The sequence below is a fragment of the Cupriavidus nantongensis genome, assembly GCF_001598055.1.
Classification (GTDB): Bacteria; Pseudomonadota; Gammaproteobacteria; order Burkholderiales; family Burkholderiaceae; genus Cupriavidus; species Cupriavidus nantongensis.
The window spans coordinates 1,147,143-1,164,330 of record NZ_CP014844.1; the positions used below are offsets into that span (position 1 = coordinate 1,147,143).

The 17,188-nt window shown below is 68.0% G+C and carries 18 protein-coding genes; 10 read left to right on the forward strand and 8 right to left on the reverse strand.

The genetic code is table 11. From position 1 onward, the window contains the following. Positions 1-50: 50 nt before the first annotated feature. Positions 51-1,355, reverse strand: coding sequence for a D-amino acid dehydrogenase (locus tag A2G96_RS05190; protein ID WP_062797380.1), 1,305 nt, complete (start codon positions 1,353-1,355; stop codon positions 51-53). A gap of 107 nt (positions 1,356-1,462) precedes the next feature. On the opposite strand from A2G96_RS05190, the gene A2G96_RS05195 reads away from it, so the two are divergent. Together A2G96_RS05195 and A2G96_RS05200 are read left to right on the forward strand one after the other, a co-directional pair. After that, positions 1,463-1,966 (forward strand): Lrp/AsnC ligand binding domain-containing protein, encoded by a 504-nt coding sequence (locus A2G96_RS05195; RefSeq protein WP_012352108.1) that lies wholly within the window; start codon positions 1,463-1,465, stop codon positions 1,964-1,966. Between the two features lie 11 nt (positions 1,967-1,977). After that, a complete protein-coding gene (locus A2G96_RS05200) occupies positions 1,978-3,207 on the forward strand; it encodes a PA0069 family radical SAM protein (protein WP_231909614.1) in 1,230 nt (409 codons plus the stop codon). A 320-nt stretch (positions 3,208-3,527) separates the two neighbouring features. Here A2G96_RS05200 and A2G96_RS05205 read toward each other — a convergent pair whose 3' ends face one another. The 4 genes from A2G96_RS05205 to A2G96_RS05215 all read right to left on the reverse strand — a co-directional run bounded on the left by A2G96_RS05205 (position 3,528) and on the right by A2G96_RS05215 (position 6,285). Continuing rightward, a complete protein-coding gene (locus A2G96_RS05205; protein WP_062797382.1) occupies positions 3,528-4,019 on the reverse strand; it encodes an NINE protein in 492 nt (163 codons plus the stop codon). Between the two features lie 143 nt (positions 4,020-4,162). Then, positions 4,163-4,321 carry a hypothetical protein gene (locus A2G96_RS33790; protein WP_165835196.1) on the reverse strand — a complete coding sequence of 53 codons (159 nt, stop codon included), beginning with the start codon at positions 4,319-4,321 and terminating at the stop codon, positions 4,163-4,165. Positions 4,322-4,605: 284 nt separating this feature from the next. After that, the gene (locus A2G96_RS05210) at positions 4,606-5,001 is read right to left on the reverse strand and encodes a hypothetical protein (protein WP_062797384.1); all 396 of its coding nucleotides are present in this window, start codon (positions 4,999-5,001) and stop codon (positions 4,606-4,608) included. A gap of 153 nt (positions 5,002-5,154) precedes the next feature. Further along, positions 5,155-6,285, reverse strand: coding sequence for a PQQ-dependent sugar dehydrogenase (locus tag A2G96_RS05215; RefSeq protein WP_062797385.1), 1,131 nt, complete (start codon positions 6,283-6,285; stop codon positions 5,155-5,157). A gap of 152 nt (positions 6,286-6,437) precedes the next feature. Here A2G96_RS05215 and rpsP point away from each other — a divergent pair, with 152 nt between their 5' ends. The 5 genes from rpsP to A2G96_RS05240 all read left to right on the forward strand — a co-directional run bounded on the left by rpsP (position 6,438) and on the right by A2G96_RS05240 (position 9,541). Further along, entirely contained in the window at positions 6,438-6,689 is a 252-nt protein-coding gene (rpsP, locus tag A2G96_RS05220; protein ID WP_018007036.1) for a 30S ribosomal protein S16, read from the forward strand. A gap of 110 nt (positions 6,690-6,799) precedes the next feature. Continuing rightward, complete coding sequence (rimM, locus tag A2G96_RS05225) at positions 6,800-7,423, forward strand: ribosome maturation factor RimM (protein WP_062802071.1); 624 nt, start codon at positions 6,800-6,802, stop codon at positions 7,421-7,423. Positions 7,424-7,465: 42 nt separating this feature from the next. Beyond that, positions 7,466-8,248 (forward strand): tRNA (guanosine(37)-N1)-methyltransferase TrmD, encoded by a 783-nt coding sequence (trmD, locus tag A2G96_RS05230; protein WP_062797388.1) that lies wholly within the window; start codon positions 7,466-7,468, stop codon positions 8,246-8,248. Between the two features lie 74 nt (positions 8,249-8,322). Next, positions 8,323-8,715, forward strand: coding sequence for a 50S ribosomal protein L19 (gene rplS / locus A2G96_RS05235; protein WP_012352117.1), 393 nt, complete (start codon positions 8,323-8,325; stop codon positions 8,713-8,715). Positions 8,716-8,860: 145 nt separating this feature from the next. Beyond that, a complete protein-coding gene (locus A2G96_RS05240) occupies positions 8,861-9,541 on the forward strand; it encodes a CoA pyrophosphatase (RefSeq protein ID WP_062797390.1) in 681 nt (226 codons plus the stop codon). 20 nt (positions 9,542-9,561) lie between these two features. On the opposite strand, the gene A2G96_RS05245 is transcribed toward A2G96_RS05240, so the two are convergent. After that, on the reverse strand, positions 9,562-10,410 hold the full coding sequence (locus A2G96_RS05245; protein WP_062797392.1) for a sulfurtransferase: 849 nt from the start codon (positions 10,408-10,410) through the stop codon (positions 9,562-9,564). A 208-nt stretch (positions 10,411-10,618) separates the two neighbouring features. Here A2G96_RS05245 and dnaE point away from each other — a divergent pair, with 208 nt between their 5' ends. Then, positions 10,619-14,131 (forward strand): DNA polymerase III subunit alpha, encoded by a 3,513-nt coding sequence (gene dnaE, locus A2G96_RS05250; RefSeq protein WP_062802072.1) that lies wholly within the window; start codon positions 10,619-10,621, stop codon positions 14,129-14,131. A 29-nt stretch (positions 14,132-14,160) separates the two neighbouring features. Here dnaE and A2G96_RS05255 read toward each other — a convergent pair whose 3' ends face one another. Beyond that, complete coding sequence (locus A2G96_RS05255) at positions 14,161-15,234, reverse strand: glycosyltransferase family 4 protein (protein WP_062797394.1); 1,074 nt, start codon at positions 15,232-15,234, stop codon at positions 14,161-14,163. Between the two features lie 47 nt (positions 15,235-15,281). Further along, positions 15,282-16,046 (reverse strand): glycosyltransferase family 2 protein, encoded by a 765-nt coding sequence (locus A2G96_RS05260; RefSeq protein WP_062797396.1) that lies wholly within the window; start codon positions 16,044-16,046, stop codon positions 15,282-15,284. Positions 16,047-16,115: 69 nt separating this feature from the next. On the opposite strand from A2G96_RS05260, the gene A2G96_RS33050 reads away from it, so the two are divergent. Further along, a complete protein-coding gene (locus tag A2G96_RS33050; RefSeq protein WP_150124056.1) occupies positions 16,116-16,364 on the forward strand; it encodes a hypothetical protein in 249 nt (82 codons plus the stop codon). Beyond that, positions 16,361-17,134 (forward strand): glycosyltransferase family 25 protein, encoded by a 774-nt coding sequence (locus A2G96_RS05265; RefSeq protein ID WP_062802073.1) that lies wholly within the window; start codon positions 16,361-16,363, stop codon positions 17,132-17,134. The genes A2G96_RS33050 and A2G96_RS05265 overlap by 4 nt, the downstream gene beginning before the upstream one ends. The last annotated feature ends 54 nt before the right edge of the window (positions 17,135-17,188 follow it).

Sequence of the window (17,188 nt, forward strand, 5' to 3'; positions counted from 1 at the left end):
AGGGCGACCCGCGAGGTCGCCCTTTTTTGCTTTGGGAAGTCGGTCTTGTATCAGGCGGCTGCCGGACGCGGCGCCAGGTGATGGCGCGCCGGCTTCAGGTAGCGGCCGACCGACAGGTCGTCGGCACGGATCGCCGGCGACTTGCCCGAGACCAGGTCCGACAGCAACTGGCCCGAGCCGCAGGCCATGGTCCAGCCGAGCGTGCCGTGGCCGGTATTCAGCCACAGGCCGCGCACCTGGGTCGGGCCGACAATGGGCGTGCCGTCCGGGGTCATCGGGCGCAGGCCGGTCCAGAAGGTGGCCTGGCTGACATCGCCGGCGCCCGGGAACAGGTCGGTCACAACATGCTCGAGCGTGCGGCGCTTGGCCGGGTCCAGGCTGCGGTCATAGCCGACGATCTGCGCCATGCCGCCGACACGGATGCGGTCGTCGAAGCGGGTCAGCGCCACCTTGTAGGTCTCGTCGAGCACCGTCGAGACCGGCCCGCGCGAGGCATCGCTGAGCGGCACGGTGATCGAGAAGCCCTTGAGCGGATACACCGGCAGGTTGGACATGCCGCGCAGGAAGGGTTTGACCAGCTGCGTCGACCAGCTGCCCAGCGCCACCACCACTAGGTCCGCCGCGATCGGCTCGCCATCGACCACGGCACCGGTGACGGCATCGCCCTGGCTCATCAGTCCGTCGATCGAGCGGTTGTACAGGAAGCGCACGCCGAGCGTGCCGGCCATGCTGGCCAGGCGCTGCGTGAACAGCGCGCAGTCGCCGGTTTCGTCATTGGGAAGGCGCAGGCCGCCGGCCAGCTTGTGGCGGACGGCGGCCAGCGCCGGTTCGCTCGCGGCGAGTTCTTCGCGCGAAAGCAACTGGTAGGGGACTCCGGCCTGCTCCAGCACCGCGATGTCCTTGGCCGCGCCGTGCAGCTGCTCGTCGGTGCGGAACACCTGCAACGTGCCTTGCTGGCGGCCTTCGTAGGCAATGCCGGTTTCCGCGCGCAGCGCGCGGATGCAGTCGCGGCTGTACTCGGCCAGCCGCACCATGCGCTCCTTGTTGACGGCATAGCGGCCGGCGCTGCAGTTCAGCAGCATCTGCCACATCCATTGCAGCTGGAACAGCGTGCCGTCCGGACGGATGCTGAGCGGCGCGTGCTCCTGGAACATCCATTTGATCGCCTTCAGCGGCACGCCGGGCGCGGCCCACGGCGACGCGTAGCCGGGCGAGATCTGGCCCGCATTGGCAAAGCTGGTGCCGAGCGCGGGGCCGGCCTCGCGGTCGACCACGGTCACTTCATGACCGGCCCTGGCCAGGTACCACGCACTGGTGACGCCAATCACGCCACTGCCAAGTACGAGAACGCGCATTTCGGGGGCTCCAACTGCGATGACTACGGTATAGAGGATTTGTCTCTATACTATTGAATGCATTCCAGTCATAGTTACCGAATTTCTCAGGAAAACAGGAAAAACTCATGAGAACGAGTCGCCAGCCCCAGCGCACGCTCGACCGGCTCGACCGCAAGATCCTGACCGCGCTGCAGAGCGACGGCAGGATGTCGATGAAAGACCTGGCCGAGGCGGTCGGGCTGACCATCACGCCGTGCATCGAGCGCGTCAAGCGCCTGGAGCGCGATGGTGTCATCATGGGCTACTACGCACGGCTCAACCCGGCCCTGTTGGGCAGCGCGCTGCTGGTGTTCGTCGAGATCTCGCTCGGGAACAAGTCGGGCAATATGTTCGAGCAGTTCCGCCGCGAGGTGCTGCGGATTCCGGAAGTGCTGGAATGCCACCTGGTGTCGGGCGATTTCGACTACCTGATCAAGGCGCGCATCCGCGAGATCGGCGAATACCGCCGGCTGCTGGGCGACATCCTGCTGCAGCTGCCGGGCGCGGCGCAGTCGAAGAGCTATGTGGTGATGGAAGAGATCAAGGAGACACTGGCCATCTCGGTAGAGGAGAAGAGCCAGGCCGCGTAACGAAGGCCAGCATGGAGCGCCCCCCGCCTAAACCCAAATTCCCCGCCAGGCCCCCCGCCAGCGCGACGCGGCGCGAGGCCGACCCCGACGCGCAGGCGCCGCCGGCCGGCGCGCGTCCGCCGGTGGCGCGCAAGGGCCGCGGCGCCGTCAGCAACCTGCAGGGGCGTTTCGAGCGCGACCAGCGCGAGGCGTTCGACGATGGCTGGGGGCCGGGGCCGGAAGACACCGCTGCGGCGCCCGAAGCCATCGCGGGCGCGGACGACGCGCCGCTGCCGCCGCTGCGCACCGAAGTCCATCTGGAGCGCGCCCGCTCCGTGCTGACGCGCAATGCCTCGCCGGATGTTCCGTTCGACGTTTCGCTCAATCCCTACCGCGGTTGCGAGCACGGCTGCATCTATTGCTTCGCCCGGCCGACGCACGCCTACCTGGACCTGTCGCCGGGGCTGGACTTCGAAACCCAGCTCTACGCCAAGACCAATGCCGCCGAGCGCCTGCGCGAAACGCTGGCGCGGCCGTCGTACCGCTGCGAGACCATCGCGCTGGGCGTCAACACCGACGCCTACCAGCCGATCGAGCGTGAGCAGCGCATCACGCGCAGCCTGCTGGAAGTGCTGCACGAATGCGACCACCCGGTGGCGCTGATCACCAAATCTTCACTGATCGAGCGCGATATCGACCTGCTCGCGCCGATGGCGGCCAAGCGGCTGGCGGTGGCGGCACTGACCATCACCACGCTCGACGCCGGCATTGCCCGCACGCTCGAGCCGCGCGCGGCGACGCCGTCGCGGCGGCTGCGCACCATCCGCACGCTGACCGACGCCGGCATCCCGGTCGGGGTCAGCATCGCCCCGGTGATTCCCTTCATCACCGAACCGGACCTGGAGCGCGTGCTGGAAGCGGCGCGCGAGGCGGGCGCCGTGTATGCGAACTACATCGTGCTGCGATTGCCGTGGGAAGTGCGGCCGCTGTTCGAGGAATGGCTGCAGGCACACTTCCCCGACCGGGCCGAGCGGGTCATGAACCGCGTGCGGGACATGCGCGAAGGCAAAGCCTACGATGCGAACTTTGCCACGCGCATGCGCGGGACCGGCGTGTGGGCGGACTTGCTGCGCCAGCGCTTCTACAAGGCCGCCGAACGGCTCGGCTTCCGCTACAACCGGTTTGAACTGGATACTTCGCGTTTTCGCCCGCCGGCGGCGGCACCCAGCGGCAAGGACGATCCGCAGGGTTCACTGTTCTGAGCCTTCAGAGCGGCTGCGGTGGCCTGCTGGTCGCCGATCATGCTGCTGGCGAGTTCCAGCGCGGCCTTGGCGCTCGATGGCGGCAGTCCCGAGGACAGCGCCAGCCTGACGGCGATCGCCGCCAGGCGTCCTTCCTCATAGCTTGGCATGTCGATTCTTGCTCCTTTGCGCTGCCGGGGCATGGCCTCGCCGCGCGTCGTCGCGCCGCCAGGATCGGACGGCTCTACCAGTATGGGCGAATTGGCAGAAAGGGAAACCGGCGTTTGCGGCCGCATTGACCGCGCACAAGCGCTGCGCCAGTGTTAGCCGTGCGCAGGCGCCTACTGCGACAGTTCGCGCGCGGCCTCGACCTGCGACTCGAAGAAGGTCTGGAAGCTGATCGCCAGCCCCGCCATAAGCAGGCCGGTACCGATCAGCAGCGACAGGATCACCAGGATCACCACCGGCCAGCCCGAACGCGTGGGTTTGCCGTGCGGGTTGAAGCGGGCATCCCATTTGTCGTCCGGGCGCAGCCCGTAGACGATCGCCGCCAGGAAGGCGCTGATGACGGAAATGCCGCCGGCCACGGCAAAGGTCCAGTTCAGGGCCGGGCTGCCCGCGCCGGTGGCCATCGAGGCCACGCCGATGGCGCCGGCCAGCAGCGCCAGCAGATGCGCCCAGCCATACAGGTCGCGCAGGCCGCCGAGGTAGAAGCGGTGCGCGCCCAGGCTGCCGAACAGGAACGCCAGCGCCACGGTCAGTAGCTTCGATTTGCCGCGCGCGGACGGCGTGGCGAGCGGAGAGGCGTGGCGGGCTGGCGTGGCTGCGGGCATGGTCGGAAGGAGAGGTTCAGGCCTGGGATGCAGGCCGGCGTTGCGCCGGCACGGAAGTGGCGGCGCAAGGGTACCGGCCGGCCCACATTGTACGCCGGCAGTCAGCGCAAGGAAGGGAAGTGCGTCAAAAGGCGCCAGCGGCGCTAATGCCAGCCGCCGGCGATCAGGCCGCGGATAAACGCCGAGGCGTGTTCGCTGATATGGGTTTCGCTGTAGAGAACCAGGGTCAGGATGCCCATGAACAGGATCGACAGCGATAGCTGGCCCGCGTGTTCGGCCAGGTCGCTAAGCAGGGGTGACATGACAAACCTCACAGAATTATTGTCATTCTGGAGGCTGCGCCCGGGCCGTCTTGGTCGGGTCCCGGCAGGAGGTGTCGGGCAGAGGCAGGTCAGTTCGATTGCCGTCCGCACATGACGGCACGCTGTGAGCCCCGGACAGCGCCGGGCGGCAGCCTGTGCGCGCGCCCGGAAACGGGGCACACACTTAAGTAGAGACAGGCCGGGCGGGGGCGGAGTTCCGCAGCGAGCGGCGGGGCGCGGTATTCGGCAGCGAGCAGCCGCCAGGGAAGCGGCGCCGGCGGCGATCAGCGGCCGTTGTCGCGGCCGCGCGCCTGCCAGCCAGGGCCGATCTGGCCCTGGCGCGGCTCGTTGCGGGCCTCATTGGGGGGATTGCGCTCGGGGCCGCGGCCGCGGTTGTCGTCGCGAGCGCCGGCGAGCGCGGCGCGGCGGCCGCTGAGGCGGTCGTCGGCGCGGGCGCGCGCCTCCATCCGGTCGATCTGCGCCTGCACGTGTTCACGGCTTTCGGCGCGCACGCTGGCCATCTGCCAGCCGTCGCCGGACTGGATCCGGGCGGGCCGGCCATCGGAACGGATTTGTTGCCAGAACGCGCCCTGGGCATGGCTGGCGGCTACCGCGCCGACCAGGCTCGAGGCCACCAGGATGCCAGCCACCAGGTCGCGCAGGAGAGAGCGGGTGAGCATGCGGATTCCCAGGGTCCTGTCGCGCTGTGTTGCTGTTGGAAGATGGGTTCATGGTACGCATGGGGCATCGGGGCGCCTATGCCAATCCCGTTACCGGTGTAACGGATTGTTTCGCCTGCACAAAGCCGCGCCGGGCGGGGGTTTCAGCCGGATTCAGGGCTGGTAGCGGATGCGGTAAATCGCCCCTGCGTGGTCGTCGCTGACCAGCAGCGAACCGTCCGGCGCGACCAGGACATCGGCGGGACGGCCCCAGGCCCTGCCGCCGCGCAGCCAGCCCTGCGCGAACACCTCCTGGCGCACGGCCTTGCCGGCGCCGTCCAGCACCACGCGCACCACGCGGTAGCCGGAAGGCTCGCTGCGGTCCCAGCTGCCGTGTTGGGCGATCAGGACGTTGTTGCGGTAGTCCGGCGGAAACTGCGTGCCGGTGTAGAAGCGCATGCCCAGCGCGGCGACATGCGCGCCCAGGCGCGCCACCGGCGGCACGAATTCGGAGCACGGGCGCTTGCCGCCGTATTCCGGGTCGGCGACGTTGCCGGCGTGGCAGTAGGGGTAGCCAAAATGCTGGCCGGGCGCGGTGACGCGGTTCAGTTCGTCGTCGGGCACGTCGTCGCCCATGCGGTCACGGCCGTTGTCGGTGAACCACAGTTCGCGCGTGGCGGGATGCCAGTCGAAGCCGACGGTGTTGCGCACGCCGCGCGCGACCACCTGCAGGCCGCTGCCGTCGGGCTTCATCCGGACGATGTTGGCATAGCGGGTTTCGTCGGGCTCGCACACATTGCACGGGGCGCCGGTGGCGACGTACAGGTAGCCATCCGGGCCGAAGCCGATGAATTTGCCGCCGTGGTGGCTGTCGGACGGGAAGCGGTCGCTCACCACCCTGGGCGCGGGCGGCTGGTCCAGGCGCGACTCGATCTGGTCGAGCCGCACGATCCTGGAGACCGAGGACGCGTACAGGCTGCCGTCATGGAAGGCCACGCCGAGCGGATTGCGCAAGCCGGTGGCGATGGTGCGCACCCGCGGGCGCGTGCCGAGCGCATCGCTGACCGCATAGACCTTTTCGCTGCGCGATCCCACGAAGAGCGTGCCTGACGGCGACATCGCCATGGCGCGCGCGCCCGGCACGTCGTCGGTCAGCACCTCGATGCGGAAGCCGGGCGGCAGGCGCAGCTGGTCCAGCGGCAGCGCGGCCAGCGCGGACTGGCTCGTCGCCAGTACCATCAGTACCGTCAGCGCCAGCAGCGTACGCGGTACCATGCCGACCATGAAGTGCAGAGCGGGGCGCATGTATGGCCTCCTGTCGCGGTTTTTGCCACGATGCCTGCGCCGCGTTCACGCGTCAACCACCTAAGTGTTTGTTTGGCCTCGGGAATTGGGCTATACTCTTGCGTTTCGTGTTCGAACGCCCTTGAACACCCCGTTTTCTGAGGAATCATTCCATGGTCGTTATCCGTCTGGCTCGCGGCGGCAGCAAGAAGCGCCCGTTCTTCAACATCGTCGCCACCGACTCGCGCAACCGTCGCGATGGTCGTTTCATTGAGCGCGTTGGTTTCTACAACCCGCTGGCAGCCGAAGGTGAAGAAGGCCTGCGCCTGTCGCAAGACCGCCTGGCCTACTGGCAAGGCGTCGGCGCGCAGCTGTCGCCGACCGTTGCCCGCCTGGTCAAGCAAGGCGCCAAGGCTGCTGCCTGATTGCCTTCTTGCAACGCGCCCTGCCGTAACCGGCGGGGCGCGTTTGCATTGGAACACGCGCACACGTGACTGAGCGAAAGCAGGGCGACCAGCGGCCGTCGAAACCGCCGCTGAACCGGCCGCAGGCCGAGCCCGCCAAGGCGCTCAGGCTGCCCGCGGCGCTGCTGTATGCCGATCCGCTGCCCGCAGACCTGGTGGAAGTCGGCTATGTCAGCGCTGCCTATGGCATCCGTGGCTGGATCAAGGTCCAGCCGCATGCCGACGATGCGTCGGCGCTGCTGCATGCCCGCCGCTGGTGGCTGCTGAGCCCGCCGCAGGCGGGGCTGGTGGCGGCCGGCGCTGCGCAGGCCGAGCCCCTCTGCGTGAAGATCGCGCAGTCGCGCGAGCACAGCGGCACCGTGGTGGCGCAGGCTGCCGGCGTGGCCGACCGCAATCTTGCGGAAGCGCTGCGTGGCCGTCGCGTGTGGATCCGGCGCGCGGATTTTCCGGCGCCGGAAGAAGATGAGTTCTACTGGGTCGACCTGATCGGCTGCAGCGTCAGCAACGAGCAAGGCGAGTTGCTGGGCGAGGTGTCCGGGCTGATCGACAACGGTGCCCACCAGATCCTGCAGGTTGCCTTCGTGCAGCCCGACGGCAAGGCCGGCGAACGGCTGATTCCATTTGTCGACGCGTTCCTGCGCACGGTGGATACCGCGGGCAAGCGCATCGTGGTGGACTGGGGGCTCGATTACTGAGCAGTGGCTGCGCAGGTGCGAATCAATGAAGGGAGAGAGCGGATGCAGTTCGACGTGATCACGCTGTTTCCCGAAATGTTTCGCGCGCTGACCGACTGGGGTATTACCAGCCGGGCAGCCAAGCAACAGCGGTATGCGTTGCGCAGCTGGAATCCGCGCGATTTCACCGTCGACAACTACCGCACCATCGATGACCGGCCCTATGGCGGCGGTCCCGGCATGGTGATGCTGGCCAAGCCGCTGGACGATGCCATCGATGCCGCGGTGGCGGCGCAGGCGCAGGCCGGCGTGCCGAGGCCGCATGTGGTGCTGATGTCGCCGCAGGGCCAGACGCTGACCCATGCCAAGGTCATGGAGCTGGCGCAGCGGCCGGGCCTGGTGTTGCTGTGCGGCAGGTACGAGGCGATCGACCAGAGGCTGATCGACCGCCGCGTGGACGAGGAAGTCAGCCTCGGCGATTTCGTGCTGTCGGGCGGCGAACTGCCGGCGATGGCGCTGATCGACGCGGTGGTGCGCCACCTGCCCGGCGTGCTGGGCGATGCGCAGTCGGCGGTGCAGGACAGCTTTGTCAACGGCCTGCTGGATTGCCCGCACTACACCCGGCCGGAAGAATATGAAGGCGTGCGGGTTCCCGACATCCTGCTCGGGGGCCATCATGCCGAGATTGAAAAATGGCGGCGCCAGCAGGCGCTGGCCAATACCGCACGCAAGCGCCCCGACCTGATCGAGGCGGCGCGCGCACAAGGTTTGCTGACCCGCGCCGACGAGAAATTCCTGTCGGAATGGGCGGCGAAGGAAGGGCGGGGGGAAACTCCCGCCAGGTAAAACCCCATCCTCTGCCGGGGCCCGGGACATCCTGGGGCATACAACGCCGGCACGATGGTTACGGAGAAAAAACGATGAACCTCATCGAACAGATCGAGAAGGAAGAGATCGCGCGCCTGACCGCGAACAAGACCATCCCCGCATTCGCGCCCGGCGACACCGTCGTCGTCAGCGTCAACGTGGTCGAAGGTAACCGCAAGCGCGTGCAGGCCTACGAAGGCGTCGTGATTGCCAAGCGCAACCGCGGCCTGAACTCGTCCTTCATCGTGCGCAAGATCTCGTCGGGTGAAGGCGTGGAGCGTACGTTCCAGCTGTACTCGCCGCTGATCGCCGGCATCGAAGTGAAGCGCCGCGGCGACGTGCGTCGCGCCAAGCTGTACTACCTGCGCCAGCGTTCGGGCAAGTCCGCACGTATCAAGGAAAAGCTGGTGTCGAAGGCTGCCGCCGCTGCCAAGGCCGCGGAGTAAGCCGGACGTGCCGGCAGGGGCGACCCGGCCAGCGTTTCCTCAGGAAGGGCACCCCAGGGTGCCCTTTTTGCATGGCCGCGCAGGTCCTGCCGCGCCAGCTTTGCTGCGGCGCCAGATGGCGCGCTTCTGTCATACTTGCGATGTTATGCGTCCCGCCTTCGATCCCGAAACCCTTCCCGTCATCGATACCGACCTGCGCAACAGCGCGCTGAGCGCGCCGCGCCTGCAGGTCGACTTTATCCGGCACCGCTTCCAGGCGCCGCCGGCATGGGCGCCCGAGCTGACCGACGAATCGCGGGTCTACGATCGCAGCCGCGGGCTGCGCGATGCCGCGGTGCTGGTGCCGCTGGTCGAGCGCAGCGATGGCCTGACGGTGCTGCTGACGCAGCGCAATGCCAACCTCAGCGCGCATGCCGGGCAGATCAGCTTTCCCGGCGGGCGGCAGGAATCGTGGGACGTCAACCGCATCGACACCGCGCTGCGCGAGACCGAAGAGGAAGTGGGGCTGGCGCGCGACTATGTCGAGGTGCTGGGCGCGCTGCCGGACTACATCACCGGCACCGGCTTCCATGTGAGCCCGGTGGTTGGGCTGGTGCGCGACGGTTTCACGCTGCGCCCCGACGCTTCGGAAGTGGCCGACGTGTTCGAAGTGCCGCTGGCCTTCCTGATGGACCCGTCGCACCATCAGCGGCGCCTGTTCCGCTGGGTCGACGGCGAACGCATGTTCTACGCCATGCCCTATCCGCGCGAGAACGGCGGCCAGCGCTTTATCTGGGGCGCCACCGCCGGCATGCTGCGCAACCTCTACCACCTGCTGGCGGCCTGAGCCGCGCGGGCGGAAAGCCCTCAGGCGGCGGCCCGGTCCTTGCCGCCGATGCAGTGCGGGCAGTTCTTGCCGACCACATAGTGCGGGCTTTGCTGCTGCTCGGGCGTGACCACGGCGCGGCAGGCAAAGCACTGCTTGGGCCCGGCCGGTTCCAGGCTGGGGTTCAGCGCGGTGCGGTAGTCGAAGACGAAGCAGTCGCCGCGATAGTGGCTGCCGCCGACCTCCTCGAAGTACTTCAGGATGCCACCCTCGAGCTGGTAGACGCGCTCGATGCCGACTTCCTGCATATGGATCGCGGCCTTCTCGCAGCGGATGCCGCCGGTGCAGAACGAGACCACGGTCTTGCCTTCCAGCTCGGCCTTGTGCGCGGCGACGGCGTCGGGAAATTCGCTGAACTTGGCGATGTCGTACTCGACCGCGTTGTCGAAGGTGCCGACCGCCACCTCGAAATCATTGCGCGTATCGAGCATCACCACCGGACGGCCTTCGTCGTCGTGCCCCTGGTCCAGCCAGCGCTTCAGGTCCACCGGCCGCACCGACGGCGCGCGGCCCGCCTCGGGGCGGATCAGCGGCATCTTCATGGTGATGATTTCCTTCTTGGCGCGCACCAGCATGCGCTTGAAGGGCTGGTGGTCCGACAGGCTTTCCTTGGGCGCGATATCGGCAAAGCGCGCATCGGCATGCAGCCAAGCCATGAAGCCGTCGATCGCTGCGCGCGGGCCGGCCAGGAACAGGTTGATGCCTTCCGGCGCGAGCAGGATCGTGCCCTTCAGGCCCGCCGCCTCGCAGCGCTCGCGCATGGCCGGGCGCAGGGTCTCGATGTCGTCCAGCGAGACAAACTTGTAAGCGGAAATATTGACGATCTGCATGGAATCCTGCGCCGCCGCCGCGGCGTCCCGGGGGGCGCCGACAGCCTGCGATAACTGCCTGATTGGAAAGGCGAAATTATAGCGTGCGCGCACGCCTGGCGCGTCGCATTCCCCAGCGCGCCGATCAGCTATGCGCGCGGGCGCGCCGGCTTTCGTGGCACGCAACATTGGCGGCATGCGGGCGGGCCGAGCCGGTACAATGTCGCCCATGTCTGCACCCCGCTTCGTACACCTCCGCCTGCATTCCGAATACTCCATCGTTGACGGCATAGTCCGCCTCGATGATGCCGTCAAGGCCGCCGCCGCCGATGGCATGGGCGCGCTCGCCCTGACGGACCTTGCCAACGCCTTCGGCCTGATCCGCTACTACAAGGAAGCGCGCGGCAAGGGCGTGAAGCCGGTGGTCGGCGCCGACGTCTGGCTGACCAACGCCGAGGACCGCGACAAGCCCGCGCGCCTGCTGCTGCTGGTGCAGGACCGGCGCGGCTACCTGAACCTGTGCATGCTGCTGTCGCGCGCGTGGCTGGGCAACCAGCATCGCGGCCGCGCCGAGATCGATCCGTCGTGGTTCCTGGAGCCGGGCGAGGACGACATGCCGCTGGCCACCGGCCTGATCGCGCTGTCGGGCGCGATGGGCGGCGATATCGGCATGGCGCTCGCCAACGGCAATGCCGACGGCGCGCGCCGCGCCGCGCAGCACTGGGCCGCGGTGTTCCCGCAGCGCTTCTACATCGAGCTGCAGCGCGCCGGCCATGCCGGCACCGACGCCTACGTGCAGCAGGCGGTGCAGCTGGCGGCGGCACTGCAGCTGCCGGTGGTGGCGACGCATCCGGTGCAGTTCATGACGCCGGACGACTACACCGCGCACGAGGCGCGCGTGTGCATTGCCGAGGGCGAGCTGCTGGCCAATCCGCGCCGCACCCGGCGCTTCACCACCGACCAGTACTTCAAGACCCAGGACGAGATGTGCGCGCTGTTCGCCGACATCCCGTCGGCGCTGGAGAACGCGGTCGAGATCGCGCGCCGCTGCAACCTGACGCTGGAACTGGGCAAGCCGCGCCTGCCGCTGTTCCCGACGCCGGACGGCATGTCGCTCGACGACTACCTCGTGTTCATGGCCAAGGAAGGCCTGGAGAAGCGCCTGGCGGTGCTGTTCCCCGACGAGGCGGTGCGCGAGGCCAGGCGCCCGGAATACTACGCGCGGCTGGAGTTCGAGACCGGCACCATCATCAAGATGGGCTTCCCCGGCTACTTCCTGATCGTGGCGGACTTTATCAACTGGGCCAAGAACAACGGCGTGCCGGTGGGCCCGGGCCGCGGCTCGGGTGCCGGTTCGCTGGTGGCGTATGCGCTCGGCATTACCGACCTCGACCCGCTCAAGTACGCGCTGCTGTTCGAGCGTTTCCTGAACCCGGAACGGGTGTCGATGCCCGACTTCGACATCGACTTCTGCCAGCACGGCCGCGATCGCGTGATCACCTACGTGAAGGAGAAGTACGGCAAGGACGCGGTGTCGCAGATCGCCACCTTCGGCACCATGGCGGCCAAGGCCGCGGTGCGCGACGTGGGCCGCGTGCTCGACCTCGGCTACGGCTTTGTCGATGGCATCGCCAAGCTGATCCCGTTCAAGCCCGGCAAGCTGGTCACCATCGAAGAGGCCAAGAAGGAAGAGCCGCTGCTGACCGAGCGCGAGCGCAACGAGGAAGAAGTGCGCCAGCTGCTGGAGCTGGCGCAGCGCGTCGAGGGCATGACCCGCAACGTCGGCATGCACGCCGGCGGCGTGCTGATCGCGCCGGGCAGGTTGACCGATTTCTGCCCGTTGTACACGCAGGGCGCGCAGAACGACGGCATGAGCGGCGTGGTCAGCCAGTACGACAAGGACGACGTGGAGGCCGCCGGCCTGGTCAAGTTCGACTTTTTGGGCCTGACCACGCTGACCATCCTGGACTGGGCCGAGCGCTATATCCGCCGCCTGGACCCGAGCAAGGCCGACTGGAACTGCAGCCATATCCCGCTCGACGACGGCCCCGCCTTCGACATCCTCAAGACTGCCAACACGGTCGCCGTGTTCCAGCTGGAAAGCCGCGGCATGCAAGGCATGCTCAAGGATGCCAAGCCTGACCGCTTCGAGGACATCATCGCGCTGGTGGCGCTGTACCGTCCCGGCCCGATGGACCTGATCCCCAGCTTCTGCGCGCGCAAGCACGGCCGCGAGAAGGTCGAGTATCCCGACCCGCGCGTCGAGCCCGTCCTGAAAGAGACCTACGGCATCATGGTCTACCAGGAGCAGGTGATGCAGATGGCGCAGATCATCGGCGGCTACTCGCTCGGCGGCGCCGACCTGCTGCGCCGCGCGATGGGCAAGAAGAAGCCCGAGGAAATGGCGCAGCACCGCGTCATGTTCCGCGAGGGCGCCGACAAGAACGGGCTGTCCGCGCAGCAGGCCGACGACATCTTCGACCTGATGGAGAAGTTCGCGGGCTACGGCTTCAACAAGTCGCACGCCGCCGCCTACGCGCTGCTGGCGTACTACACCGCGTGGCTCAAGGCCCACCATCCGGCCGAATTCATGGCAGCCAACATGTCGCTGGCCATGGACGACACCGACAAGGTCAAGATCCTCTACGAGGACTGCAAGCTCAACAAGATCGCGGTGCTGCCGCCGGACGTCAACGCCAGCGAATACCGCTTCGCGCCGACCGACCCGAAGACCATCCGCTACGGCCTGGGCGGCATCAAGGGCAGCGGGCAGGGCGCGATCGAAGACATCCTGCGCGCGCGCGAGGAGCGGCCGTTCACCGACCTGTTCGATTTCTGCGAGCGGGTCGACCGCCGCCAGGTCAATCGCCGCACCATCGAGGCGCTGATCCGCGCCGGCGCCTTCGACAGCCTCAACGACAACCGCGCGCAGCTGCTCGCGTCGGTGCCGATCGCGATGGAAGCCGCCGAGCAGAAGGCCGAATCGGCCAACCAGGTGTCGCTGTTCGACCTGATGGGCGACGCCGGCGACGCGCACCGGCCGGAGCTGCTCGACGAGCCGCGCTGGAGCCCCAAGCGCACGCTGCAGGAAGAAAAGCAGGCGCTCGGCTACTACTTCTCGGGCCACCTGTTCGACGCCTACCGCGACGAGGTGCGCCGCTTCAACAAGGGCACGCTGGCCGGACTGGAAAAGGAAGTGCAGGGCAACGGCGGCGGCTTCGGCCGCGACGTGCGCGGCAAGACCATTGCCGGCGTGATCAGCGGCATGCGCACGCAAATGACCCAGCGCGGCAAGATGCTGATCGTCACGCTCGACGACGGCACCGGCCTGGTCGAGATGACCGTGTTCAACGAGGTATTCGACTCCAACCGGCAGATGTTCCGCGAGGACGAACTGCTGATCGCCACCGGCAATGCGCGCCACGATACCTTCACCGGCGGCGTTCGCTTTACCGCCGAATCTGTGATGGACCTGGTTGCCGCGCGGGTGCGGTTTGCCAGCGCGGTGCGGCTGTCGATGAACGGCAATTCCTCGACCGGCATGCTGCGCGAGCTGCTGATGCCCCACCTCGCGCGTGCCAGCGGCGCGCAGGGCCTGCCGGTGCGGATCCGCTACGAGGCGAAGTCGGCCAGCTGCGAAGCCATGCTCGGCCCCGACTGGCAGGTGGTGCCTTCCGACGAGGCGCTGACCGCGCTGCGCCAGGTGCTGTCGGCGGACGCCGTCAGCACTGTGTACGAATAAACTCGCCTGATTTGCCGGCCGACGCCGCTTCAGGCGGCGCGCCGGGCGGCGCGTGCGTCGGAAGCAAGCCGCAGCAGGGTGTCGACATGGACCTCGATATCCGGATCGTAGTCGAGCAGCGCCAGCGGGTTCGCCAGCCGCGCCTGGCCGCTGCGCACCGACGCCACCGCGGCGCGGATGGCATGGTCCAGGGTCTCGCTGCGTTCGCGCGAGAACGCATGCACCGCCTGCGGCCGGATCACTTCCAGGCAGGCGATATTGTCGGCAAACACCAGCGGCGTGCCGCACAGCACCGATTCCACCCCCACCAGCCCGAACGGCTCATAGCCCGACGCCAGGATGGTGAAATCGGCGGCGCGGTAGAGCGCGTCGATGCGGCTGCTGTAGCCCAGTTCGCGCACGCGCGCGATGGTGCGCCCGACCGGGCGCCCGGCCACCGCCAGCGTGATCGGCAGGTCCGAGCGCGAGAAATAATCGGCGAGCAGATCGAAGCCCTTGCGCGCATGGCCCGACGACGGGAACAGGAACACGATCTCTTCGTCGCCGAAGCCGAATTCGCGCCGCAGCGCCGCGCGCGCACCGTCATCGACCGGCGTGAAGCGCTGCGTGTCGACCGGCGGGTAGACCAGCTCGACGCGCTCGGGCGCAATGCCGTACAGCTCGATCACTTCGCGCCGCATCAGCGCGGAATGCGCCACCACGCGGTGCGCGCCGGCATATTGCGCGCTTTCGAGATCGATCTGCCACTGGTCCGAGCGCCGCGCCGGCGTGCCGCGCGCGGCGAGATAGCCGCGATGGGTGCCGCCGCAGATGGCGAGATCGGAACCGCGCACGCGGTTGCAGCCGATCAGCACTTCGCCGGCATCGCGCAGTTCCTGCAGCCGCCACGAGAAATAGCGGTCGCGCAGCTTGCCCGGCAGCCACGACACCACGATCCGATGCGCGGCAACGCCGGCGGAAGCCGCCACGCCGGCGTCGAAGCGGCGCGCGTAGACCGAGACTTCGGTACCGGCGCGCTTCGCCATGGCCCGGCTGATGTCGAGCGCGTAGCGCTCCAGGCCGCCGCCGGCGCCGAAGCGATTGCAGGAGATGCCAACTTTCATCGATCGAGAAGGTAAGGGTGGGACGGCGCGCAGCCGCGTCGGGCGCTTCAGCCGGCGGCCTTGTTTTCGGCCGCGGCGTGCAGCTGCGCCAGCTTGGCGTACTTGTAGTAGCTGGCCTGCGCATTCATCAGCGCGACGCCGAAGCCGGCGCCGCCGTCGAGGAAGCCGCGCTTGAGCAGGTAGGTGCGCACGAACGCCCACAGGCCGTGGCCCGCCGCCGACGCGACCGAGCTGCGCTTGCCGCGGGCATAGGCCTGCTGCGCGCCGGCGCTGGAGTAGCTGTCGATCTTGCGCAGCACGTCGGACAGCGAGCGGTAGCTGTAGTGGATCAGCGGCTCGCGCAGCCGCGTGACCGGGTCGTCCACCTTCAGGTGTTCGTGCACCAGGTCGTCGGTGAAGCGGCCGCGGCCCTTGCGGAACACCCGGGTGACGTAGTCCGGATACCAGCCGGCATGGCGCACGAAGGTGCCGCAGAAAGCGGACAGGCGCGGCAGCGCCAGCGCGCGGGCGTCGCTCTGCTGCAGTTGGTTCAGGATTTCGTCGCGCAGCGCGGGGGTGACGCGTTCATCGGCGTCCAGGCTGAGGATCCAGTCGCCGCTGGCGGCCTGGACCGCGCGGTTTTTCTGCGGGCCGAAGCCGGGCCAGTCGTCGGTCTGGATCACGGTGGCGCCGGCGGCACGCGCGAGCGCCACCGTGTCGTCCGTGCTGGCCCAATCCACTATAATCGCCTCTTCGCACCAGGACACGCTTTCAAGGCATGGCCCGATATTGTGAGCTTCATTCCTGGTAATGATGACGGCGGAGACTTTCATGGAACGTAGGGGCGCGCCCCGTCCGGGCCAGGCCGGCCAGCCGCCGGCGTCGCCGCCAGCCGGGCGCTGATGGAAGAGCGCGTATTCTACCGCACCGGCGCAGTGGCCCCGCGGCCGCCTGCCTTCGATTTGCCGGTGCGCGCCGCGCGCGCCGAAGCCCCAATCTCAGTTGCCAAATTGATGACACGAGCACATTGGTCCCGATTCACAGGGATGGAAACGGTTTTATCCCTGGTGGCATGTGCCGCATCGATCGCCGCTGCATCGATCTTCCTTTCACGCCGGATCGGCCAGCATGCACGGACGGTTGCGGCATGATCGGCGCCTATGTGATCAATCTCGAAAGCGCCGGGGACCGCCGCCAGCGCATCGCCAGCCAGCTGACGCGCCTGGGTGTGCCGTTCCAGGTTTTTGCCGCGGTGAACGGACGCGCGCTGCCCGAGGACGAGCTCGCGCGCCGCTACGACGCGGAGGCCGCCAGCACCAGCTACCGGCCGATGAGCCGCGGCGAGATCGGCTGCGCGCTGAGCCATCTGGGGGTCTACCGCAAGATGCTCGAGGACGGCGCCAGCCTGGCGCTGGTGCTGGAAGACGATGCATTGCTGGGCGATGACGTGCCGGCGGTGCTCGATGCGCTGGCGTCGCAGCTGGACCCAAGCCGCCCGGAGGTCGTGCTGCTGTCGCATGTCGACAAGTTCACCCGCTGGGGCATCAGGCCGCTCGGCCAGCGCCGCAAGCTGGTCCGGCGCTATGGCGAATGGTGGCGCGCGCATGGCTATGTCGTCACCCGTGCCGCCGCAGAGCGGCTGGTGGCGGGGTTGCAGCCGACCTGGTGCGCCGCCGACTACTGGTCCGCGTTCGAGCGGCGCGGGCTGGTGTCGGTCCGTGCCGTGGTCCCGTATTGCATCGGCCTGACCGAGCTGGCCGAGGCCTCGTCGCTGGAAACGCACCGCGCCGACCTCGACGCCACCGACAAGGCGCGCCGCAGTGTCGGCTATTATCTGCGCCGCTATGTCTACCAGCGCTTCCTGTTCCAGGTCTTCGTCAGGCCCTTTTTGCGCGTCGCGCGCCAGAAGCGGCCGGGCTAGCGCCGCGCCCTGGTGCCGCAACGCCGCCATCACCCAGAAGAAAACCCAGTGACC

Bases quoted from the DNA above. Each gene is read 5' to 3' on its own strand.
- A2G96_RS05190 (WP_062797380.1), bottom strand. From the start codon at position 1,355: ATGCGCGTTCTCGTACTTGGCAGTGGCGTGATTGGCGTCACCAGTGCG.
- A2G96_RS05195 (WP_012352108.1), top strand. From the start codon at position 1,463: ATGAGAACGAGTCGCCAGCCCCAGCGCACGCTCGACCGGCTCGACCGC.
- A2G96_RS05200 (WP_231909614.1), top strand. From the start codon at position 1,978: ATGGAGCGCCCCCCGCCTAAACCCAAATTCCCCGCCAGGCCCCCCGCC.
- A2G96_RS05205 (WP_062797382.1), bottom strand. From the start codon at position 4,019: ATGCCCGCAGCCACGCCAGCCCGCCACGCCTCTCCGCTCGCCACGCCG.
- A2G96_RS33790 (WP_165835196.1), bottom strand. From the start codon at position 4,321: ATGTCACCCCTGCTTAGCGACCTGGCCGAACACGCGGGCCAGCTATCG.
- A2G96_RS05210 (WP_062797384.1), bottom strand. From the start codon at position 5,001: ATGCTCACCCGCTCTCTCCTGCGCGACCTGGTGGCTGGCATCCTGGTG.
- A2G96_RS05215 (WP_062797385.1), bottom strand. From the start codon at position 6,285: ATGCGCCCCGCTCTGCACTTCATGGTCGGCATGGTACCGCGTACGCTG.
- rpsP (WP_018007036.1), top strand. From the start codon at position 6,438: ATGGTCGTTATCCGTCTGGCTCGCGGCGGCAGCAAGAAGCGCCCGTTC.
- trmD (WP_062797388.1), top strand. From the start codon at position 7,466: ATGCAGTTCGACGTGATCACGCTGTTTCCCGAAATGTTTCGCGCGCTG.
- rplS (WP_012352117.1), top strand. From the start codon at position 8,323: ATGAACCTCATCGAACAGATCGAGAAGGAAGAGATCGCGCGCCTGACC.
- A2G96_RS05240 (WP_062797390.1), top strand. From the start codon at position 8,861: ATGCGTCCCGCCTTCGATCCCGAAACCCTTCCCGTCATCGATACCGAC.
- A2G96_RS05245 (WP_062797392.1), bottom strand. From the start codon at position 10,410: ATGCAGATCGTCAATATTTCCGCTTACAAGTTTGTCTCGCTGGACGAC.
- dnaE (WP_062802072.1), top strand. From the start codon at position 10,619: ATGTCTGCACCCCGCTTCGTACACCTCCGCCTGCATTCCGAATACTCC.
- A2G96_RS05255 (WP_062797394.1), bottom strand. From the start codon at position 15,234: ATGAAAGTTGGCATCTCCTGCAATCGCTTCGGCGCCGGCGGCGGCCTG.
- A2G96_RS05260 (WP_062797396.1), bottom strand. From the start codon at position 16,046: ATGAAAGTCTCCGCCGTCATCATTACCAGGAATGAAGCTCACAATATC.
- A2G96_RS33050 (WP_150124056.1), top strand. From the start codon at position 16,116: ATGGAAGAGCGCGTATTCTACCGCACCGGCGCAGTGGCCCCGCGGCCG.
- A2G96_RS05265 (WP_062802073.1), top strand. From the start codon at position 16,361: ATGATCGGCGCCTATGTGATCAATCTCGAAAGCGCCGGGGACCGCCGC.